13 protein-coding genes are annotated in these 20,987 nt (G+C 58.7%); 5 read left to right on the plus strand and 8 right to left on the minus strand.

The annotated features are described in order from the left end of the window. Window position 1 precedes the first annotated feature (1 nt). Window positions 2–3,898, minus strand: a complete 3,897-nt coding sequence (gene purL, locus RYC17_RS10915) for a phosphoribosylformylglycinamidine synthase (protein WP_122259229.1) — start codon at window positions 3,896–3,898, stop codon at window positions 2–4. Between the two features lie 213 nt (window positions 3,899–4,111). Between purL and mltF the strand changes: the two genes are divergently transcribed. Further along, window positions 4,112–5,602, plus strand: a complete 1,491-nt coding sequence (mltF, locus tag RYC17_RS10920; RefSeq protein WP_219171712.1) for a membrane-bound lytic murein transglycosylase MltF — start codon at window positions 4,112–4,114, stop codon at window positions 5,600–5,602. On the opposite strand, the gene tadA is transcribed toward mltF, so the two are convergent. The 3 genes from tadA to RYC17_RS10935 form a co-directional block, all read right to left on the minus strand. Beyond that, window positions 5,599–6,108, minus strand: a complete 510-nt coding sequence (tadA, locus tag RYC17_RS10925; protein ID WP_044317308.1) for a tRNA adenosine(34) deaminase TadA — start codon at window positions 6,106–6,108, stop codon at window positions 5,599–5,601. The two genes, mltF and tadA, sit on opposite strands and share 4 nt — an antisense overlap. After that, on the minus strand, window positions 6,108–7,481 hold the full coding sequence (locus tag RYC17_RS10930; protein ID WP_057421724.1) for a multicopper oxidase family protein: 1,374 nt from the start codon (window positions 7,479–7,481) through the stop codon (window positions 6,108–6,110). The genes tadA and RYC17_RS10930 overlap by 1 nt, the downstream gene beginning before the upstream one ends. Before the next feature lie 178 nt (window positions 7,482–7,659). After that, on the minus strand, window positions 7,660–9,636 hold the full coding sequence (locus RYC17_RS10935; RefSeq protein ID WP_219171082.1) for a tetratricopeptide repeat protein: 1,977 nt from the start codon (window positions 9,634–9,636) through the stop codon (window positions 7,660–7,662). Between the two features lie 747 nt (window positions 9,637–10,383). Here RYC17_RS10935 and RYC17_RS10940 point away from each other — a divergent pair. Next, window positions 10,384–10,962, plus strand: coding sequence for a GIY-YIG nuclease family protein (locus RYC17_RS10940; RefSeq protein WP_005743367.1), 579 nt, complete (start codon window positions 10,384–10,386; stop codon window positions 10,960–10,962). Window positions 10,963–10,971: 9 nt separating this feature from the next. On the opposite strand, the gene RYC17_RS10945 is transcribed toward RYC17_RS10940, so the two are convergent. From RYC17_RS10945 to RYC17_RS10960, 4 genes are all read right to left on the minus strand, one after another. Next, window positions 10,972–12,240: a DNA cytosine methyltransferase gene (locus tag RYC17_RS10945; protein ID WP_219171081.1), complete on the minus strand. Its 1,269-nt coding sequence runs from the start codon at window positions 12,238–12,240 to the stop codon at window positions 10,972–10,974. Window positions 12,241–12,550: 310 nt separating this feature from the next. Further along, a complete protein-coding gene (gene guaA, locus RYC17_RS10950) occupies window positions 12,551–14,128 on the minus strand; it encodes a glutamine-hydrolyzing GMP synthase (protein WP_058399614.1) in 1,578 nt (525 codons plus the stop codon). Between the two features lie 105 nt (window positions 14,129–14,233). After that, window positions 14,234–15,703 (minus strand): IMP dehydrogenase, encoded by a 1,470-nt coding sequence (guaB, locus tag RYC17_RS10955; RefSeq protein WP_004666065.1) that lies wholly within the window; start codon window positions 15,701–15,703, stop codon window positions 14,234–14,236. A 94-nt stretch (window positions 15,704–15,797) separates the two neighbouring features. Then, window positions 15,798–16,346: a hypothetical protein gene (locus tag RYC17_RS10960; protein ID WP_005778322.1), complete on the minus strand. Its 549-nt coding sequence runs from the start codon at window positions 16,344–16,346 to the stop codon at window positions 15,798–15,800. A gap of 131 nt (window positions 16,347–16,477) precedes the next feature. Here RYC17_RS10960 and xseA point away from each other — a divergent pair, with 131 nt between their 5' ends. From xseA to leuA, 3 genes are all read left to right on the plus strand, one after another. After that, on the plus strand, window positions 16,478–17,857 hold the full coding sequence (xseA, locus tag RYC17_RS10965; protein WP_005743365.1) for an exodeoxyribonuclease VII large subunit: 1,380 nt from the start codon (window positions 16,478–16,480) through the stop codon (window positions 17,855–17,857). Between the two features lie 7 nt (window positions 17,858–17,864). Further along, window positions 17,865–18,689 carry a M23 family metallopeptidase gene (locus tag RYC17_RS10970; RefSeq protein ID WP_003409128.1) on the plus strand — a complete coding sequence of 275 codons (825 nt, stop codon included), beginning with the start codon at window positions 17,865–17,867 and terminating at the stop codon, window positions 18,687–18,689. A gap of 373 nt (window positions 18,690–19,062) precedes the next feature. After that, entirely contained in the window at window positions 19,063–20,733 is a 1,671-nt protein-coding gene (gene leuA / locus RYC17_RS10975) for a 2-isopropylmalate synthase (protein ID WP_316903050.1), read from the plus strand. Window positions 20,734–20,987: the final 254 nt, after the last annotated feature.

Below are 20,987 nucleotides of genomic sequence, written 5' to 3' on the forward strand. Positions count from 1 at the left end.
CTTAGTTAACCCAGGCCCGCGCGTTGCGGAACATGCGCATCCAGGCAGCGTCCTCGTTCCAGTCCTCGGGACGCCACGAGTTCTGCACCGCGCGGAACACGCGTTCCGGGTGCGGCATCATGATCGTCACGCGACCGTCCAGGGTGGTCATGCCGCCGATACCGCGCGGCGAGCCGTTCGGGTTGGCCGGGTAGGTTTCAGTGACCTTGCCGTGGTTATCGACGAAGCGCAGTGCCACAGTACCGGACACGTCCGCCTCAAGCAGCGCGTCGTCATTGCGGAACTCTGCGTGACCTTCACCGTGAGCGATGGCGATTGGCATGCGCGAACCGGCCATGCCTTGCAGGAAGATCGACGCCGACTCCTGAACCTGAACCATTGCCACGCGCGCTTCGAACTGCTCGGAGCGGTTACGCACGAAATGGGGCCAGAACTCGCTGCCCGGAATCAGCTCGTGCAGGTTGGACAGCATCTGGCAACCGTTGCACACACCCAGCGTGAAGCTGTCGGCACGCTCGAAGAAGCCCTGGAACGCATCGCGGGCGCGGCTATTGAACAGTGCCGACTTGGCCCAGCCTTCACCGGCGCCCAGCACGTCGCCATAGGAGAAGCCGCCACAGGCAACCATGCCCTTGAAGTCGTTCAAGTCGACACGACCGGCAAGAATGTCGCTCATGTGCACGTCAATCGCATTGAAGCCTGCGCGATCAAAGGCTGCCGCCATCTCGACCTGACCGTTGACACCCTGCTCGCGCAGCACGGCAACCTGAGGACGAACACCCGTCTTGATGTACGGCGCGGCGATATCTTCGTTGACGTCGAAGCCCAGCTTGACGGTCAGGCCCGGATTGTCCTCTTCCAGCAGCGCATCGAATTCCTGATCCGCGCATTCGGCGTTGTCACGCAGGCGCTGGATCTGGTAGCTGGTCTCGGCCCACTGACGTTGCAGCAGACGACGCTGGCCACTGAATACCGGCTCGCCATGGAAGCTGATCGATACTTCATCGTTGTTGATCGGCTGACCGATCACTGCCACGCAGTCTTCCAGACCGGCCGCGCTGAATTGCGCCAGCACCAGTGGAGTAGCGTCCTGACGCACCTGGATGACCGCGCCCAGCTCTTCGTTGAAGAGGATCGCGCTCAGTTCGGAGACGTTGTCGGCCACACCGTCCAGATGCAGGTTCAGACCGCAGTGACCGGCGAAAGCCATTTCCAGCGTGCTGACCAGCAAACCACCGTCGGAACGGTCGTGATAGGACAGGATATGACCGTCTGAATTGAGGCCCTGAATCACGGCGAAGAAGGCTTTGAGGTCTTCAGCGTCATCGACGTCTGGTGCGACACGACCCAGCTTGCCGTGGGTCTGGGCGAGAATCGACGCGCCCATGCGGTTCTGGCCACGGCCCAGATCGATCAGGATCAGGTCAGTGATGCCTTTGTCCATGCGCAATTCAGGCGTCAGGGTCTGACGAATGTCGACTACTGGCGCAAAGCCGGTCACGATCAGCGACAGCGGCGAAGTCACGCTCTTCTCAGTGCCTTCGTCGCTCCAGCGGGTTTTCATGGACATCGAGTCCTTGCCCACCGGAATGGTAATACCCAGCTCCGGACACAGCTCCATGCCCACCGCTTTCACGGTGTCATAAAGACGCGCGTCTTCTCCAGGGTGGCCGGCCGCCGACATCCAGTTGGCCGACAGCTTGATGTCAGAAAGCTTTTCAATACGCGAGGCCGCGATGTTGGTCAGCGTTTCGCCGATCGCCATACGGCCCGACGCCGGAGCATTCAGCAGCGCCAGCGGAGTACGCTCGCCCATTGCCATGGCTTCGCCGGTGTTGACGTCGAAGCTGGTGGCGGTGACGGCGCAGTCAGCCACAGGCACCTGCCATGGACCGACCATCTGATCGCGAGCGACCAGACCGGTAATGCTGCGGTCACCGATGGTGATCAGGAAGCTTTTGCTGGCGACTGCCGGGTGGCGCAATACGCGCTGCACACTTTCTTCGATGTCCAGCGTGCTTGGATCGAAATCATCGCCGATCTCTTCTTCGCGGGCGACCGAGCGGTGCATGCGCGGCGCCTTGCCCAGCAGGACTTCCAGCGGCATGTCTACCGGACTGTTACCGAAATGGCTGTCAGTGACGGTCAGTTGCGGCTCTGCCGTGGCTTCGCCGACAACCGCAAACGGGCAGCGCTCGCGCTCGCAGATGGCCTTGAAACGCTCGAAATCTTCGACGCCGACGGCCAGCACGTAACGCTCCTGGGATTCGTTGCTCCAGATTTCCAGCGGGGCCATGCCCGGCTCGTCGTTGGGCACGTTGCGCAGTTCGAAACGTCCACCGCGATCGCCATCGTTGACCAGTTCGGGGAAGGCGTTGGACAGACCACCGGCACCGACGTCATGGATGAAGCTGATCGGGTTACGGTCGCCCAGCTGCCAGCAGCGGTCGATCACTTCCTGACAGCGACGCTCCATCTCTGGGTTTTCACGCTGAACCGAAGCGAAATCCAGATCGGCAGAACTTGTACCGGTCGCCATCGAGGACGCTGCGCCGCCGCCCAGGCCGATCAGCATTGCCGGGCCACCCAGCACGATCAGCTTGGAACCCACGGTGATCTCGCCCTTCTGGACGTGATCTTCGCGGATGTTGCCCATGCCGCCAGCCAGCATGATCGGCTTGTGATAACCACGAACTTCGTCGCCATGTGGCGTGGCAATCGACTGCTCAAAGGTACGGAAGTAGCCGGTCAGCGCCGGACGGCCGAACTCGTTGTTGAACGCCGCGCCACCCAGCGGGCCTTCAATCATGATGTCCAGCGCGGTGACGATGCGCTCGGGCTTGCCGTATGGCACTTCCCAAGGCTGCACGAAACCGGGAATCTGCAGGTTGGACACGGTGAAACCGGTCAGCCCCGCCTTGGGCTTGGCACCGCGACCGGTTGCACCTTCGTCGCGAATCTCGCCGCCGGAACCGGTCGCTGCACCAGGAAACGGCGCAATGGCAGTCGGGTGGTTGTGAGTTTCTACCTTCATCAGAATATGCACCGGCTCCTGCACCGCGCCGTACTGGCGGGTTTCCGGGTCCGGGAAGAAACGGCCGGCAACGTTGCCGACGATCACCGAAGCGTTGTCCTTGTACGCGGACAGCACGCCTTCGCTGTGCATCTGATAGGTGTTCTTGATCATGCCGAACAGGCTTTTTTCCTGGCTCTGGCCGTCGATATCCCAACTGGCGTTGAAGATCTTGTGACGGCAGTGCTCGGAGTTTGCCTGGGCAAACATCATCAGCTCGATGTCGTGCGGGTTGCGCCCGAGACCGTTGAAGCTGGTGATCAGGTAATCGATTTCATCTTCAGCGAGGGCCAGACCCAGTTCGACGTTGGCTTTTTCCAGCGCCGCACGGCCGCCACCCAGAATGTCCACCGCGGTCAGCGGCTTGGGCTGGGCGTGGCTGAACAGGCTGGCGGCTTGCTCGTGATCGCCCAACACCAGTTGCGTCATGCGGTCGTGCAGGCTATCGGCGATTGCCTGAGCCTGGGCCTCACTGAACTGGCCTTCTACATAGAAGGCAATCCCGCGCTCGATACGCTGGATTTTCGTCAGGCCGCAATTGCGGGCGATGTCGCTGGCCTTGCTCGACCAGGGTGAAATGGTGCCAAAACGCGGCAACACCAGAAACAGACGGCCGCTCGGCTCTTGAACCGGCACGCTGGGGCCGTATTTCAGGAGACGATCGAGAACCTGCTGTTCTTCGCTGGTCAGAACGTCGTTGACGTCCGCGAAGTGGGCGAATTCGGCGTACAAGCCACTGACAGCTGAAACTTTTTGTTTCAGTTGTTCTAGTAATTTGCTGTGGCGGAAGGCAGAAAGGGCAGGAGCACCGCGCAGGATCAACATCTTCGGGACAGCCTCGAGAAGGGGGTGTGCTTTGAGGCCGCACATTCTAGCCTAAAGCGGGCCTTTGATCACCCAAAACGGCGGCATCGGGTGCGCCCGAATGTCGCTCCGCGCAAAAAAAGTCTGAAAATGCCTGTAAAACCCCCTCGCCTATCAGACGCAGGCTTCACTGTCGAGATATGGCGCCCGGTGCGCTTTGCGTATACTGCACCGATGTTCTTCAGACCAGATTTCCGCCCACGCTGCGCCAAGTGGCTCATCGCAACCGGACTCTTCCTGATGCTCGGCGCCTGTGTGGAGAAACCCACCACACTGGAGCGAGTCAAGGAGGACGGCGTACTGCGGGTGATCACCCGTAACAGCCCGGCGACTTACTTTCAGGATCGCAACGGCGAAACCGGCTTCGAATACGAGCTGGTCAAGCGTTTCGCCGACGATCTGGGCGTCGAACTGAAGATCGAAACAGCCGACAATCTGGACGATCTGTTCGACCAGATGAACAAGCCGGGCGGCCCGGTCCTGGGTGCCGCGGGCCTGATCGAGACGCCAAAGCGCAAACAACAGGCGCGTTTCTCGCACTCTTATCTGGAAGTGACCCCTCAGGTTGTCTACCGCAACGGCCAGTCGCGCCCCACCGACCCGGGCGACCTGGTGGGCAAACGTATCGTGGTTCTGAAAGGTAGCGCGCATGCCGAGCAGCTTGCGGCACTCAAGGCGCAGAATCCCGGCCTTGAATACGAAGAGTCGGACGCGGTCGAGGTCGTCGATCTCCTGCGCATGGTCGATGAAGGCCAGATCGACCTGACGCTGGTCGACTCCAACGAGTTGGCGATGAACCAGGTGTACTTTCCCAACGTGCGTGTAGCCTTCGACCTGGGCGAAGCCCGCGAACAACGCTGGGTGGTTGCACCGGGCGAAGACAACAGCCTGCTTAATGAAATCAACGCGTACCTCGACAGGGTCGAGAAGAACGGCACGCTGCAACGCCTGAAAGACCGTTACTACGGCCACGTTGACGTACTCGGCTACGTTGGCGCCTATACCTTTGCGCAGCATTTGCAGGAACGCTTGCCCAAATACGAGAAACACTTCCAGACATCGGCCAAGAAAGAACAGGTCGACTGGAGATTGCTGGCCGCCATCGGCTATCAGGAATCAATGTGGCAACCGGCCGTTACCTCGAAAACCGGTGTACGCGGCCTGATGATGCTGACCCAGAACACCGCTCAGGCGATGGGCGTGACCAACAGGCTCGACGCGCGACAAAGCATTCAGGGCGGGGCAAAGTATTTTGCCTACGTAAAGGATCAGCTGGACGACTCGATTAAAGAGCCAGATCGCACTTGGCTAGCTCTCGCGTCCTACAACATTGGCAGCGGTCACCTCGAAGATGCGCGCAAATTGGCCCAGAACGAGGGGCTGAATCCTGATAAATGGCTCGACGTGAAGAAAATGCTGCCGCGTCTGGCGCAGAAGAAGTGGTACAGCAAGACACGTTACGGCTACGCCCGAGGCGGCGAGCCGGTGCATTTCGTTGCCAACATTCGTCGCTATTACGACATTCTGACCTGGGTCACGCAGCCTCAGCTTGAGGGCAGCCAGGTCGCCGATGGCAACCTGCATGTTCCCGGCGTCGACAAGACCCAACCGCCCGCGCCGCCTGCGCCTGCTTCAGGCAGCAGCCAGGACAAGCCTGCGCTCTAAACGCCGCCCTGGTTTTTGTCTGCATCCTTGGCCGCCCGGCGCATTCTGAAAAACTCGCTCAGCATTGCCCCGCATTCCTCGCCCAATACCCCGCCCTCAAACAGCACGCGGTGATTGAGAAAGCCCTGACTGAAAAACTGCCCCTGGCTTTGAACGATGCCCGCCTTGGGCTCAAGCGCGCCGTAGACCACGCGCGCTACCCGCGAATGCACGATCAACCCGGCGCACATGCTGCACGGCTCCAGCGTCACGTAAAGCGTACTGCCCGGCAGACGATAATTATCCAGCGCCCTGGCGGCATCACGAATAGCGACCATTTCGGCGTGCGCACTGGGGTCGCTCGCGCTGATCGGGCAATTGTAACCACGACCGATGATCTCGCCGTTCTGCACCACGACTGCACCGACCGGCACTTCGCCCAGCAATGCGCCTTGCGCGGCGAGCGCCAGGGCCTCACGCATGAAGTCCTGATCCTTGCTGCGGTCGATGATTTGCGGCTGACGCATCACGACACCTCGATCGCGGCCATGAGGCCGGTTTCCATGTGATCGATCACATGGCAGTGGAACATCCACACGCCTGGGTTATCCGCCACCAGCGCAACCCGCGCCCGCTCGTTGCGGCCCAGCAAGAACGTGTCGGTAAAGTACGGAATGATCTTGCGCCGATTGGACGCGATCACCTTAAAACTCATGCCGTGCAAGTGAATCGGGTGCTGATACTGAGTCATGTTCTTCAACTCGAAGATGTAGCTCTTGCCCAGCTTCAATTTGGCGATTGGCCGGTCGGCGCAAGTCTTGTCGGTGATGTCCCAGGCTTCGCCGTTGATCTGCCACAGGCTGGGCGGCTTGCCGTTGTCGGTGTTGACCGACATCGAGCCCACCCATTCGAAGTTGAAATTTATCTTCTCGGCGTTATCCATATCCGGCTCGGCCACCGGGTTGGCAGGCAGCTCGGGTGGCCATTGGCCGGGCGCTTCGTTATTGGCGACCGAGCGAAATGTTCCCAGACGCACCGGGCCGTTACGCAATGAAATTTCCTCACCCGCAGGCGGTGCCTTGATTGCCAGACAGATGCGCATGCCCGGCCCCAGCCAGTACTCGTCGCCAAACGGCCGCGGCGTGACCGGGTTGCCATCCAGTGCATAAATCTGCGCCTCGGCGTCCGGCAGGTTGAGGCGATAGGTGACGGTATTATCGAGGTTGAGCAAGCGCACGCGGGTAATCTGCCCAGCAGGCAATTCAATGACCGCCTGCGGAACACCATTCAATGTCGAAAGCCGACCCGCCGTACCTTCACGCGCCGCCTCACGCAGCACGCTGAACTCGGTAAACGCGCCAACTTCATCCACATGCCAGCTTTTCAGGCTGACCGTGCGCTCATGGGCGAAACCGGTGGGCTCGCGCTCTTCAACGATCAGCGGCCCGACCAGCCCACGGCCCAGCTCTTCACTGCTGCTGACGTGCGGGTGATACCAATAGCTACCGGCATCCGGCACCCGGAATTTGTAATCGAAATATTCACCCGGCTTCACTGGCAACTGTGAAACGTACGGCACGCCATCCATCTCCAGCGGCAAGCGGATACCATGCCAGTGAATGGTCGTCTCGACCGGCAGCTGGTTGATGAAGCGCAAGCGCAACCACTCGCCCTGCCGCACCCGCAGCTCGGTGCCCGGTGCAGAACCGCCAAACGCCCAGGCAGGTGTCTTGTGGCCAGAGACCAACTCTATATCCAGTGGCGCGGCGATCAGCACAAAGTCCGAACCCGCTTGCGACTCACGACGCCCCATCCAGTAACGCGAAGCACCGCCCGCGCCAAGGCCGACTACAGCAAGACCGGCGATGCCTGTAAGGATTTGACGACGGGTAAAGGACATGAACGGCGGGACCTCGAAAACGACGACTGAGCGCATCTGCGAGCAAATGCGAGGGGCGAATACGATACACCTGCATTTGCGTAAAGATAAGGGTGGATACCACGAACTGAAGTTGAGGCGTAAAAAAGCCGGGCAAGACAGTGACGCCCGCTCCGGCTTTTTGCATTAATCAACCGCGCTACGACTGACTAACCCGCTCAAGCCATTCGATATACGCAGGCTCTGCATCAAGCGGTACATTGGCGCGGTAATCCTGTAACTCTGCCTGCATGCCAAACCCTTTCCATATCAGCGGTGCGAGGCGCGATGCCGGGCTGTTCGCCCGCTCCAGCTCGCTCAGCACTTGCAGGCTTCGTTGCTTGTGCTCGGCCACTGTATCCGACTTGTAATCGAAAGCCTTCCCCAACCCGGAGAGGTACATCAGTTTTGCGGTTTCTATCTCAGGCCACTGGAGCGCCATATTCAGGGGCCATTCGAGCATGGCGCGTTCGCCCCACATCGACGACTTGGGTAAATGGTCGTTCGCAAGCAACGTCAGCATGAATGATTGGCCCAACTGGGTCAGATACACCGGCAAGATCTCAGCGTCAGGCTGCCGGTAAAACACATCCAGAGGCTGCTCACGCTTGAGTCCGATGCCGGCCAGCAAGCGCTGCTGAAGATCAAGTACCAGCGCGCCAAGTTCCGCCTTGCCTGCACTACCGTTTTCAACGGTTTGCCGGGTGCGGGTCGTGCAATTCCATAAGCTTAGTGAAATCCGCCACTGGGCCTGATCGCCCTCACCCGAACAACCCACCTCGCCCGTCACGAAATACTTCGTCGTTGGCGGGACGATATCGAACAGTGTGTTGCCGTCGACCTCAACCCCCGATACGACCGGCCCCGCACCCTCCGCGACCTGGACATAAAAATTGGCTGCATAGTCATTCCAGTAGTGAACCGACTCAGCCATGTAAAGAGGGATGGCACGCGTATAGCGCCCGACATCATCCTCGCGCTGCGATTCGGCGGGCTCTGCTTTCTCCATGATTTTGGACAAGGCGAAGAAACAGATTTCTGGCGCACCTTCCGGTTTTTGCGCGAAGAGCCAGTCAGCATTGCGCAAACCGTAGTGCCAGACCGGCTTGGTCAACGCCACGGTATTGATCGCCACGCTGGCAGGATCAATCGGAATGCCTTTGTCTTCCTGCCTGCGCACGTCCTCGAAAGCGTGCGCAAACTGGTCAAGGTGACTTTTGATTGGCGCAAAGCCGAGGGCATACAAGCGCGTAAGCAACGCCTCGCCTTCATCCACCCTGCCCAGTTCCTGATAGGCACGCAGCAAGTTGAGACCTGCCGTCGAATCATGTTTGTGCTCATCATAAGCAGGCCCGACAAGCTCGACGATCAGCGGAATGTGGCCATTGTTGCCCAGATCCCCCGAGATCATCTGCAGCGCGCTTCGGTCGAACTGGCCACCTGCCAACACTTCTTCATACAGCACGCGCGCCTGCTCGACGTTCTGCTGTTGGAGGTAATGCCGCGCCATCCACAGCTGCGCACGCCAACTGCCCGGCAACGCCGCTACTGTGTGAAGAGCAGCGAGATAGGCCGCCTCGCCGCCCCGCTCCTGCTGAATGCTCAGCCACCACAACAGGCCATTTTCCTGATTCGGATCGGCCTCAACCGCCTGCCAAAGCGTTGCCTCTGCAACTGATTGCTCACCACGCTCGGCAAACACCTTGGCCAGATTGGTCAGAATGATTCCCGACACACCGACTTTCGCCATCCCGGCCCGCAGGGTGGCTTCAGCAGCATCAAGCTGAGCGTTGTGCATCAGCACGATACCGTTCACCACATGACTGCGCTCGGGATTAGCGTCGATCTCGACCAGTCGTTCGGCTGCTGGCATTAGGTCAGTCGCAAATCCATCGTTCAGGCCCGAAACAATGAGATTGTAGAGCTCGTCAGCATCGCCCCACTGCTGCTTCAGATTGGGCAGGAACACCTTCTCGCGCCACTCGGCCCGAGTGATCTTTATCTCGCGTCCGTAACTGTCGTAGGCAGTGATCAACTCGCCGTCGTGGGCTTCTGGCGACGTCGTATCAGCAGGCGCGTTATCTGTTGAAGCTTGAGATTTCTTGCCGCTGAGAGCGGACAGAATGCGTTTGAACATGAGTGGAGTCGCCGCGGTTTGGGGTTAGTGGGTACTGGCAGATCCTGGATTAGGTTTACCAGACTTTTACGAGCTCGTATGTGCCTTGGTGTTATCGTTTTGCTCGTAAAATGCGGACGAGGCAGTTCCGAAGTATTATTTTAAACGGCTCGTGGCGAGCTTTATCTTCCGCATCGCGCAGGATGCCCTTTTTACCAAAGCTTGCAGGGTGATAAAAAGAGCTTCTGGTGCCACAACAGGCCCGCAATAGTACTCAATGAATCCGGCGCGGCACGAGACTCGGACATTACCTCCCCTGCAGCTTGAAAAGCGACCGAAGCAGGATTGATGCGTCCATGCTTGATCACAGCGGTAGCGCCTTCAGAGCCGTAATCCCTGTCTCGACTGCTGCACCTGCGCCGACTTTCACCGCACCTGCCAACCCGCCTTTCGACTCACCTACTGCAACCAGCGCATTACTGACGCCAGGCAAAGACCAGAGTTTTTTTACACACCCCTCTGTAAAAGCCTAGAAATTATCCTTATCCTTAAAAAGGGCTATCTCGCGACGACTCGCTGTGAACGTACTCTGCGATAGATGCAAAAGTTTTTGAAAATTTAAATACCATGGTGTTTTCTGCTGATTAATATGGTTTAGCGGGCGAAATGCACATCCCCTTGCTTATCTGGAGCAGCTTCACTCTTTAAACGAAATAGGTGTTCAGATGAACTCTGGACGCTCCAAGCACACTGACTCAATGGATAGAAATGACAGATTTTGCATTCAGAAAACTAGCCGTCAAGCAACTGCCCACCGCCATCGGCGTCTATGTGCTATGTGATTTAGACAATATCCCCATTTACGTCGGTCAATCGAAGGATGGGATTCGTAGTAGAGTTGCTAGGCACCTCACTTCGGCTCGTTCAGATATCATTGCCAACAGACAGATCGACGTGTGGGAAATTGCCTACGTCTGGGCATACCCCGTAGCTTACGCAGAGGATATCAATACGCTGGAAGCGCAGTTATTCCACATATTTAACATCCAGTTCCCGCTGATGAATGGCACTGTTCCACCCTCGATAAACTACGGAAGTGCGCCAAATCCTGCGCTAGTTGTTCAGGTCATGCCGCCAGATGAAATTAACAAGCGCAGAGATCCAAATCAACGATTGCCTCGCCAGGCAAATCATTACGCACAGTTAGTTGATCATTTCCTGACAGTGAAGAACTCAGCGCAAATCGCTCGAGCTATGGACGCACATTTTGGACGCCTACAGAAGTACCATCGCACCCTGCTCGGCTACGCCGAAAACCTGCCCGAAGATGGAAACGATAGGGACTGATACTCTGAATTAGGCGCTCTGCTGGGCCTGATGAAAAACACCACCGCCGACCTCAGACAAAATGGGTTCCAAGATAAACTGCGCCAAATGGCGCACTACCGGAACCGCCACGCCGTCGCCTACCACGTGGTAGGCATCATTGTATCGACTGGGCAACTTATACGTATCATCCAGCCCCATCAACCGCGCCGCCTCACGAGGCGACAGCAAGCGTGAGCGAATCGCCTCACCCTCGACCACAAGGATCACCTGACGGCTCGACCCCCCGGCAGGAGTGCGCAAACAGCCAGCTAAGTCGTCAAAGCGCACTTCGGCGCGCTGAATCTTATTGCCCTGTTCATCGACGCGGGTGCGCTTATATAACCCTCCTACCATACGCCGGCCTAACTGCTGAGCCGCGCGCACCTTTTCAAGATTGGCCGTGCTCATCATGGCCAGAAGCTGTGCGGTTTTCTCATCACTATCCCAGCTCATTCCCTCTGGATACTCCTCAATCAGCTCAGCAAAGGTAGTGATCCGCGCCTCAGGGATAGGTAGACGCCACCACAACCAAGCATTTTTAGCACTCTCAGAGAGACCGGCATAAGCTTTTAACATCCGCTCTGGATGCCACGTATCAAGAGGAACCGGAGATAGTAGAGCAGGCGCAATTGCCACATCGGCATGCACCCCAACGATAAAAACCCGTGGACGCGACTGCGGGACAAAATGACGGGCATCAATCACCAAGGCACCAAACCTGTAGCCCAAATCAGACAACGCCGAGCAAACGGCAGAGAAATCCCCACCTTCATTGGAGGTCAATATGCCGCAAACATTTTCAAGCACGATGGTCTTGGGAGCACGCGCCTCACTCATGAGGCTACGCATAAGTCGCCAAAAAGCCCAAAAGGTACCCGAACGGGTCTGCTGCTGATCATGTTCGCGCCCGATCCCCTTGTATACGCCGGCCAGAGAAAGGTCCTGGCACGGAAACGAAGCCCAGACCAAATCGGCCTGATCGGGCAACTGTTCTGTCGTGAGTTTGTTAATATCCTCCACCATCAAATCTAAGCCACCGCCCCAGTTATCGCGGTAGGCGCGCCCTTTCATCGGATCGAAATCGTTGGCGAACAGGCAGTCCCAGCCATCCCCCAAACCAGCTCGAGCCATTCCTCCACCTGCAAAGAACTCGTAGAAACGGCGACCTTGGCGTACATTCAGCGCTGGCCGATCCTGAGCCAGTTGCGTATCACGCTGAATCTTTTCGTCGATTGCTCGTGCAATCCATGTACTCATGCTAATCCTGCCTCCGTCCACCTGACAAAAGCTGCCAATCGTCTCGTGTTGTAACTGTGTGAGACGAAGGCTTGTGCGGTATTCGGAAGCAAGGTTCATAATGTATCCAGAAAATGGCGCCAGATTCGGGCTCCATGAAGGATACCGGGTAACGAGGTGTTGTCAACCCAGCATCTCGAGGTCGTTACAACTCTAGCCCCCCCCGCCATAGCTTCACAGCGCACCTACAATATCCAAACCAAAAGCCCGCAATTACGCGGGCTTCAGGGCATTTCTTGCTAGATCGTGCCGGACAATGCCGGACGTCCGATCACTCCCACTCAATAGTAGCCGGCGGCTTGCTCGACACATCGTAAGTCACCCGCGAAATCCCTTCGATTTCGTTGATGATCCGGCCACTCACCGTCTCCAGCAGCTCATAAGGCAGGTGCGCCCAGCGAGCGGTCATGAAGTCGATGGTTTCCACCGCACGCAATGCGACAACCCAGGCATAACGGCGGCCGTCACCGACGACGCCAACCGATTTGACCGGCTGGAACACTACAAACGCCTGGCTGACCTTGTGGTACCAGTCGGCCTTGCGCAGTTCTTCGATGAAGATGTGGTCGGCACGACGCAGGAGGTCGGCGTATTCCTTCTTCACTTCGCCGAGGATGCGCACGCCCAGGCCTGGGCCGGGGAATGGGTGGCGGTAGACCATGTCGTAGGGCAGGCCAAGTTCGAGGCCCAGGCGGCGGACTTCGTCCTTGAACAGTTCGCGCAGTGGCTCGACGAGCTTGAGGTTCATTTCTTCCGGCAGGCCGCCCACGTTGTGGTGCGACTTGATGACGTGGGCCTTGCCGCTTTTCGCGCCAGCGGACTCGATGACGTCCGGGTAGATGGTGCCTTGCGCCAGGTACTTGATGTTGTCCAGCTTGCAGGACTCGGCATCGAACACGTCGATGAAGGTGCGGCCGATGATCTTGCGCTTCTTCTCTGGATCGCTCTCGCCTGCCAGGTTGTTCAGGAACTGCTCTTCGGCGTTGGCGCGGATCACCTTGACGCCCATGTTCTCGGCGAACATGGCCATTACTTGCTCGCCTTCGTGCAGACGCAGCAGACCGTTGTCGACGAATACGCAGGTCAGTTGATCGCCAATAGCCTTGTGCAACAGCGCCGCGACCACGGAGGAGTCAACGCCGCCGGACAGGCCCAGCAATACATTGTCAGTACCGACCTGAGCGCGAACCTGAGCGATAGCGTCTTCAGCAATCTTCGAAGGGGTCCACAGCGCTTCACAGCCGCAGATGTCGAGGATGAAGCGCGACAGGATGCGACCGCCCTGCTTGGTGTGGGTCACTTCCGGGTGGAACTGCACGCCGTAGTAACCGCGAGCGTCGTCAGCCATACCGGCAATCGGGCAGCTCGGGGTACTGGCCAGAATGTGGAAGTCTTCCGGCAGTTTGGTGACCTTGTCACCGTGACTCATCCATACGTCGAGGCCAAACAGGCCGTCGGCGTCGATATGGTCTTCGATACCATCGAGCAGACGGCTTTTGCCGACTACGTCAACGCGAGCGTAGCCGAACTCGCGCAGCTCGGAACCGGCAACCTTGCCGCCCAACTGCTCGGCCATGGTCTGCATGCCGTAGCAGATACCGAACACCGGCACACCCAGGTCAAATACCGCTTGCGGGCAGCGTGGGCTGTTGGCTTCGTGTACGGACTCGGGGCCGCCGGCGAGGATCACGCCTTTTGGAGCGAATTCGCGAATCGCTTCGTCGTCCATGTCAAACGGATGCAGCTCGCAATACACGCCGATTTCACGCACGCGGCGGGCGATCAGCTGGGTGTACTGGGAACCGAAGTCGAGGATCAGGATACGGTGGGCGTGAATGTCGAGGGCCATGACTCATTCTCGTCAAAAAACAGAAACGACACGGGGCTGCGTCAACAGCCCCGGCTATAAAAAGTGTTGGCCTGCATCGCGGCGCACACCACGATGCAGTCCGGATCAACCAACGCGATAGTTCGGCGCTTCCTTGGTGATCTGCACGTCATGGACGTGGGACTCAGCCATGCCTGCGCCGGTAATGCGCACAAACTCGGGCTTGGTGCGCATCTGCTCGATGTCGGCACTGCCGGTGTAACCCATGGAGGAACGCAGACCGCCCATCAACTGATGGATGATGGCCGACAATGGACCTTTGTAGGCCACACGGCCTTCGATACCTTCCGGCACCAGTTTCTCGGCACCTGCGGACGAGTCCTGGAAGTAGCGATCGGACGAGCCTTGCGCCTGGGACATTGCACCCAGCGAACCCATGCCGCGATAGGCCTTGTAGGAACGGCCCTGAAACAGTTCAATCTCGCCTGGCGCTTCTTCAGTACCGGCGAACATCGAACCCATCATCACGCAGGAGGCACCGGCCACGATGGCCTTGGACAGGTCACCGGAGAAGCGGATGCCGCCATCGGCGATCATCGGCACGCCCGTGCCTTCAAGGGCAGCGGAGACGTTGGCGATGGCGCTGATCTGCGGCACGCCGACACCGGCAACGATGCGCGTGGTGCAGATGGAGCCTGGGCCGATACCGACCTTGACTGCATCGGCACCTGCAGCAACCAGAGCCTTCGCAGCTTCGCCAGTGGCGATGTTGCCGCCGATGACCTGCACCTGAGGGAAGTTTTCCTTGACCCAGCGAACGCGGTCGATCACGCCTTTGGAATGGCCGTGAGCGGTGTCGACCACGACAACGTCAACGCCGGCAGCGACCAGCGCAGTGACGCGCTCGCCAGTGTCCTTGCCGGTGCCGACAGCAGCGCCGACGCGCAGGCGAGCCTGATCGTCCTTGCTGGCCAGCGGGTACGCCTTGGCTTTTTCGATGTCCTTGACGGTCATCATGCCCTTGAGCGCGAAATTGGCATCCACGATCAGGACTTTTTCCAGACGGTGTTTGTGCAGCAGCTCACGCACTTCGTTCTTGTCGGCGCCTTCACGCACGGTGACCAGACGTTCTTTAGGCGTCATCACTTCGCGGACAGGGACATCAAGACGGTTTTCGAAGCGTACGTCGCGGGACGTCACGATGCCGACCAGGTCGCCATTGTGAAGCACGGGTACGCCGGAAATGTTGTGCATGCGGGTGAGTTCGAACAGATCACGAACAGTGGCGTCGGCTTCGATCGTGATCGGGTCCTTGACGACACCGGCCTCGAACTTCTTGACCTTGCGCACTTCGGCAGCTTGCTGCTCGATGGTCATGTTCTTGTGGATGATACCGATACCGCCTTCCTGGGCCATGGCAATTGCCAGACGGGCCTCGGTGACTGTATCCATTGCAGCAGAGACCAAAGGTATATTCAGCTCGATGCCACGGGTCAAACGGGTTTTCAGACTGACTTCGTTGGGAAGTACCTCGGAATAACCGGGCACAAGGAGAATGTCGTCGAATGTAAGGGCTTCTTGACTGATACGCAGCATCGCGGGGGCTCCCGGGCGGGAAATTGGAAGCGCGCCATTATACCCACAGACCCCGCCCGGCTCAATGTAAACCTCAGCCTATTATCAAAGCTGTTTATAGACGCACATTAACGCAGGAGACCGGGCGATCCAGACGTTCGGCGAAGTCATCCAGAAAGGTCTGCGTGAACGACGCATCCAGCCAGTTGTTGAAGATGAAACCGAGGTTGGAAAACCCGCAGGCGTCGAGAAAAAGAAAGCCGTTGATGTCATCTTCGTGGCGGCATTCTGGGCAGGTGAAATTATCGGTGTGACCGGGCATCCAGTCTTCCAGGCTGTCGAAAAGCGCCTCCCCCACTTCGCGGCGGCACTCCGGGCAACCGGCTTCTTCGGCGAAGTCATTCAGCGGGGTGTAGATGCAGCGCTTGGTGACAATTTCCAGACCATTGACTGTTTGCCCGAAAGGCAAGGCATCGGGGTGCTTTACTACCCTTCTCGCTCCGGGTGCCACGGCATAGGCCATCTTGTTATAGGTGCGCCCGCATGTTGTCAGCTCCGGCTCGACTACGTCGAGCTTGACCAGCCAGCGCAGAATCAGCCGCGCCCTGGCCTCGTGCCCGGGAAAGGTAGAAATTTGCGGGACGATGATGCTTTGGGTGTTCATAACGGAGCGTCGCTTAAAGCTGTTCGAGGCCGCAGCTTAATAGGCTGATGATTCTGGTCAAGGTGAAATCCTGATCGAAGTGGCGATACGGACCTGTGCGCCAGACCGGCATTGCCATTATGATGCCCGACATGATCAAAGACCCTTTCGCAAGACTCGGCCTCGACCGGGAAGTCCTTACTGTCAGCCAGCTCAACGGCCGTGCGCGGGTGTTGCTGGAGGACGTGTTCAGCAGTATCTGGGTCGAAGGCGAGATATCCAATCTCTCGCGTCCGGCTTCGGGGCACGTGTACTTCACGCTGAAGGACTCTGGCGCGCAGGTGCGTTGCGCACTGTTCCGGCAGAGCGCGGCGCGTGTGCGTCAGGCGCTCAAGGACGGTTTGCAGGTCAAGGTGCGCGGCAAGGTGTCGCTGTTTGAAGGCCGTGGCGACTACCAGCTGATTCTCGACACCGTCGAACCCGCCGGTGATGGCGCTTTGCGCTTGGCATTCGATGCGCTGAAAGCCAAGCTCAGCGACGAAGGCCTGTTCAGCGCCGAGCGCAAGGTTGCCTTGCCGTTGCATCCGCAACGTATCGGCATCATCAGCTCACCGACCGGCGCGGTAATCCGCGACATCATTAGTGTGTTCCGCCGCCGCGCACCGAGGGTCGAACTGACATTGATCCCCACCGCTGTTCAGGGGCGTGAGGCGATCAACCAGATTGTCCGCGCGCTGAAACTGGCCGACAGCAGAGGCTTCGATGCACTGATACTCGCCCGTGGCGGTGGATCGCTGGAGGACCTGTGGTGCTTCAACGAAGAAGCCGTCGCCCGCGCCATCGATGCTTGCGTGACGCCGATTGTCAGCGCCGTTGGCCATGAAACCGATGTGTCCATCAGTGATTTCGTGGCCGATGTGCGCGCACCGACGCCCTCCGCTGCCGCCGAACTGCTCGCCCCGGACTCCAGTGACCTGCATCGACGCGTCGACAGCCTGCACCGCCGACTGGTGAGCCGTATGCAGGATCGACTGATGCGCGAGCGCTTGCGTCTTGAGGGCATTTCGCGGCGTCTGCGTCATCCTGGCGAGCGCTTGCGTCAGCAGTCGCAACGGCTGGACGACCTGGACATGCGCCTGCGCCGCGCTTTCGAACAGAACATGCACCAACGTCAGGTGCGTCTCGCCCACATGCAGAGCCGTCTCGCTGCACAGCATCCGGGCCGAACCCTGGGTTTTCTGCGTCAGCGTCTGGATGCATTGGCCGAGCGTCTGCCGAGAGCCATTCGCGAACAGATCAAGGCACGCAAGCTGCAACTGCAAAGTCAGGTGCAGACCCTCAACGTGGTCAGCCCGCTCGCCACACTGGGACGCGGTTACAGCATCCTGCTCGACGAGCGGGGCCATGCGATCCGTAATGCCGCACAAACCCGAACGGGCCAGCGACTCACCGCCAGGCTCGGCGAAGGCGAACTGCAAGTGCGCGTCGAAGACAATCACCTCACGCCTGTGACCCTTTCCCTTCTGGACTGACTGCCTGATGCTACGTTTTATTGCCCCGCTGTTCGCCCTGCTGCTCTGTCTTCCCGCTCACGCTGACAGCTTCATTACCCGCGCACTCGACAAGCCTGTACCCGGCGGTGTGGCGGTTATCGATCTGGGCACCGGCGCTCAGGCTCCGACCGCCACCTATCAAGGCAAACCGGTGCTGGTGGTCAAGGAACAGGGCACGCGCTGGCTTGCCATCGTGGGCATTCCGTTGACCGTCAAACCCGGCACTCAGCAAGTCACGTCCGGCGGGCGCACGCTCAACTTCACCGTCGGCAGCAAGAAATACCCGGAACAGCACATCACGCTCAAGAACAAACGTCAGGTGAACCCAAACCCTGAAGACAACAAGCGTATCGAGGGCGAACTGGCTGAACAGCTACGCGCCTACCGCAGCTTCAGCCCCGGAACGCCGAGCAACCTGATTCTGGACAAGCCAGTCAACGGCCCGCTATCGAGCAAGTTTGGCGTACGCCGGTTCTTCAACGGCGAAGAGCGCAACCCGCACTCAGGGCTGGATTTCGCTGTACCGGCCGGCACGCCGATCAAATCTCCGGCTGCGGGCAAGGTGATCCTGACCGGTAATTACTTTTTCAATGGCAACACTGTATTCGTTGACCACGGCCAAGGCTTCATCAGCATGTTTTGCCACATGTCGAAAATCGATGTGAAAGTAGGTGATCTGGTCCCTCGTGGCGGCGTGGTCGGCAAGGTCGGTGCTACCGGTCGCGCAACCGGCCCGCACATGCACTGGAACGTCAGCCTCAACGATGCGCGCGTGGACCCGGCGATCTTCATCGGCGCTTTTCAGCCGTAAGCCTGTTGGTGAGTGAGCGTTACGGCGCTCGCTCACACAAGCCCTCACTTGCGCACATCGCTTTCGGCCAACAACAACCAGCAAATAAACGCTCAGAAACCGCTATAAAAAATCGATAAAAGCGTATTTTCGAGAATTTATCCTAATCTTTTTCAAGTGCTTGCCATCATCCATGCCAATGGTTACGGTTGGCCTCATGAAAACCTCTCAAACCCTTATTCTGTTGCGCCAACATCGGTGCCTCAGCCTGGTCAGCGCCCGACTGCCTGGCTAGCATGCTGTGCCTCGTCCCTGTGTTCGCAATTCCCTGTGCTATCTATCCAGAACGGCAGGCCGCCCAACCCCGGCCCCGTGAATACAAAAGGATTTCCTGATGACCATGCTCAAAGACCCATCGAAGAAGTACCGCGCATTCCCGACCATCGATCTGCCTGACCGCACCTGGCCTTCGAAGACCATCGATGCAGCGCCGATCTGGTGCAGCTCCGACCTGCGCGACGGCAACCAGTCGTTGATCGAACCAATGGACGCGGCCAAGAAACTGCGCTTCTGGAAAACCCTGGTCAGTGTTGGCGTCAAGGAAATCGAGGCATCCTTTCCATCGGCTTCGCAGACTGACTTCGACTTCGTGCGTACCCTGATCGAAGACGGCCATATCCCGGATGACACCACCATCCAGGTACTGACCCAGGCTCGCGAAGACCTGATCGCTCGCACCTTCGAATCGCTGCGTGGCGCGAAAAAGGCCATCGTCCACCTGTATAACGCGACCAGCCCGTCGTTCCGCCGCATCGTCTTCAATCAGGACAAGGCCGGGGTGAAAGAAATCGCGGTCAATGCGGCCAAGCTGTTCGTCAAATACGCTGAACAACAGCCTGAAACACAGTGGACCTTCGAGTACTCGCCGGAAACCTTCAGCGCGACCGAGCTGGAATTCGCCAAGGAAGTCTGCGATGCCGTGATCGAGGTGTGGAACCCGACGCCCGAGAACAAGGTGATCCTCAACCTCCCGGCTACCGTGGAAGTGGCGACACCCAACATTTACGCTGACCAGATCGAATGGTTCGGCCGCAACATCACCCGCCGCGACAGCGTGCTGATCAGCCTGCACACCCATAACGACCGTGGTACAGGTGTCGCTGCTACCGAGCTGGGCCTGATGGCCGGTGCGGATCGCGTCGAAGGCTGCCTGTTCGGTAACGGCGAGCGGACCGGCAACGTCGATCTGGTCACCGTGGCCCTGAACCTTTACACCCAGGGCATCGACCCGGAGCTGGACTTCTCGGATATCGACGGTGTGCGCAAGGTCGTCGAAGAGTGCAACCAGATCCCGGTGCACCCACGTCACCCGTACGTTGGCGACCTGGTACACACCGCGTTCTCCGGTTCGCACCAGGACGCCATCCGCAAGGGTTTCACCCAGCAGAAGGACGGCGAGTTGTGGGAAGTGCCTTACCTGCCGATTGACCCGGCCGACATTGGCCGTAGCTACGAGGCGGTGATTCGCGTCAACAGCCAGTCAGGCAAAGGCGGCATCACTTACCTGCTGGAACAGGAATATGGCATTTCCCTGCCACGCCGCATGCAGATCGAGTTCAGCCAGGTGGTTCAGGGTGAAACCGATCGTCTGGGCTTGGAGATGACCGCTCAGCAGATTCATTCGCTGCTGCGCCGTGAATACCTGCAAGCCAACACACCTTACGCGCTGATCAGCCACAAGTTGCAGGAAGAGAACGGCAACAGTGCGGTCGATGCCGAAGTGCATGTGGACGGTGAAACCCAGCATTGGCGCGGCAAGGGCAAAGGTGCTCTGGAAGCGCTGGTCGCCGGTCTGCCAGTTGCTGTGGAGATCATGGACTACAACGAGCACGCCATTGGCTCGGGCACCACGGCCAAGGCGGCCGCCTACATCGAGCTGCGCGTGAATGGCGAGCGTGCCGTTCATGGCGTGGGTATTGATGAAAACATTACCACCGCCAGCTTCCGGGCATTGTTCAGCGCACTGAACCGCTCGCTGAGCCAGACCCAGGCCAAGGCAGCCTGATTCGATAGCCGGATGACGGACGCAGGTCCGTCATCCGCATCGCCCTCTTCCCTCCCCGCCTCACACTGCACCAGCCTCTTGCATTCCGCGCATGACCCTGCCTGTTTCGGCATAATCTTTTCATTTATGCTGTGGTAGCATGCTGCCCTTACTCCAGAGCGCGCCCAATCAAACAGCAATTCATATGCTGACGATGCCTGCTCGGACTTACCTGCCAGCTACATCTTTCCTATAAAACCAAGACGACTATTGCA

Source organism: Pseudomonas syringae group sp. J248-6 (assembly GCF_032586995.1).
Classification (GTDB): domain Bacteria; phylum Pseudomonadota; class Gammaproteobacteria; order Pseudomonadales; family Pseudomonadaceae; genus Aquipseudomonas; species Aquipseudomonas amygdali.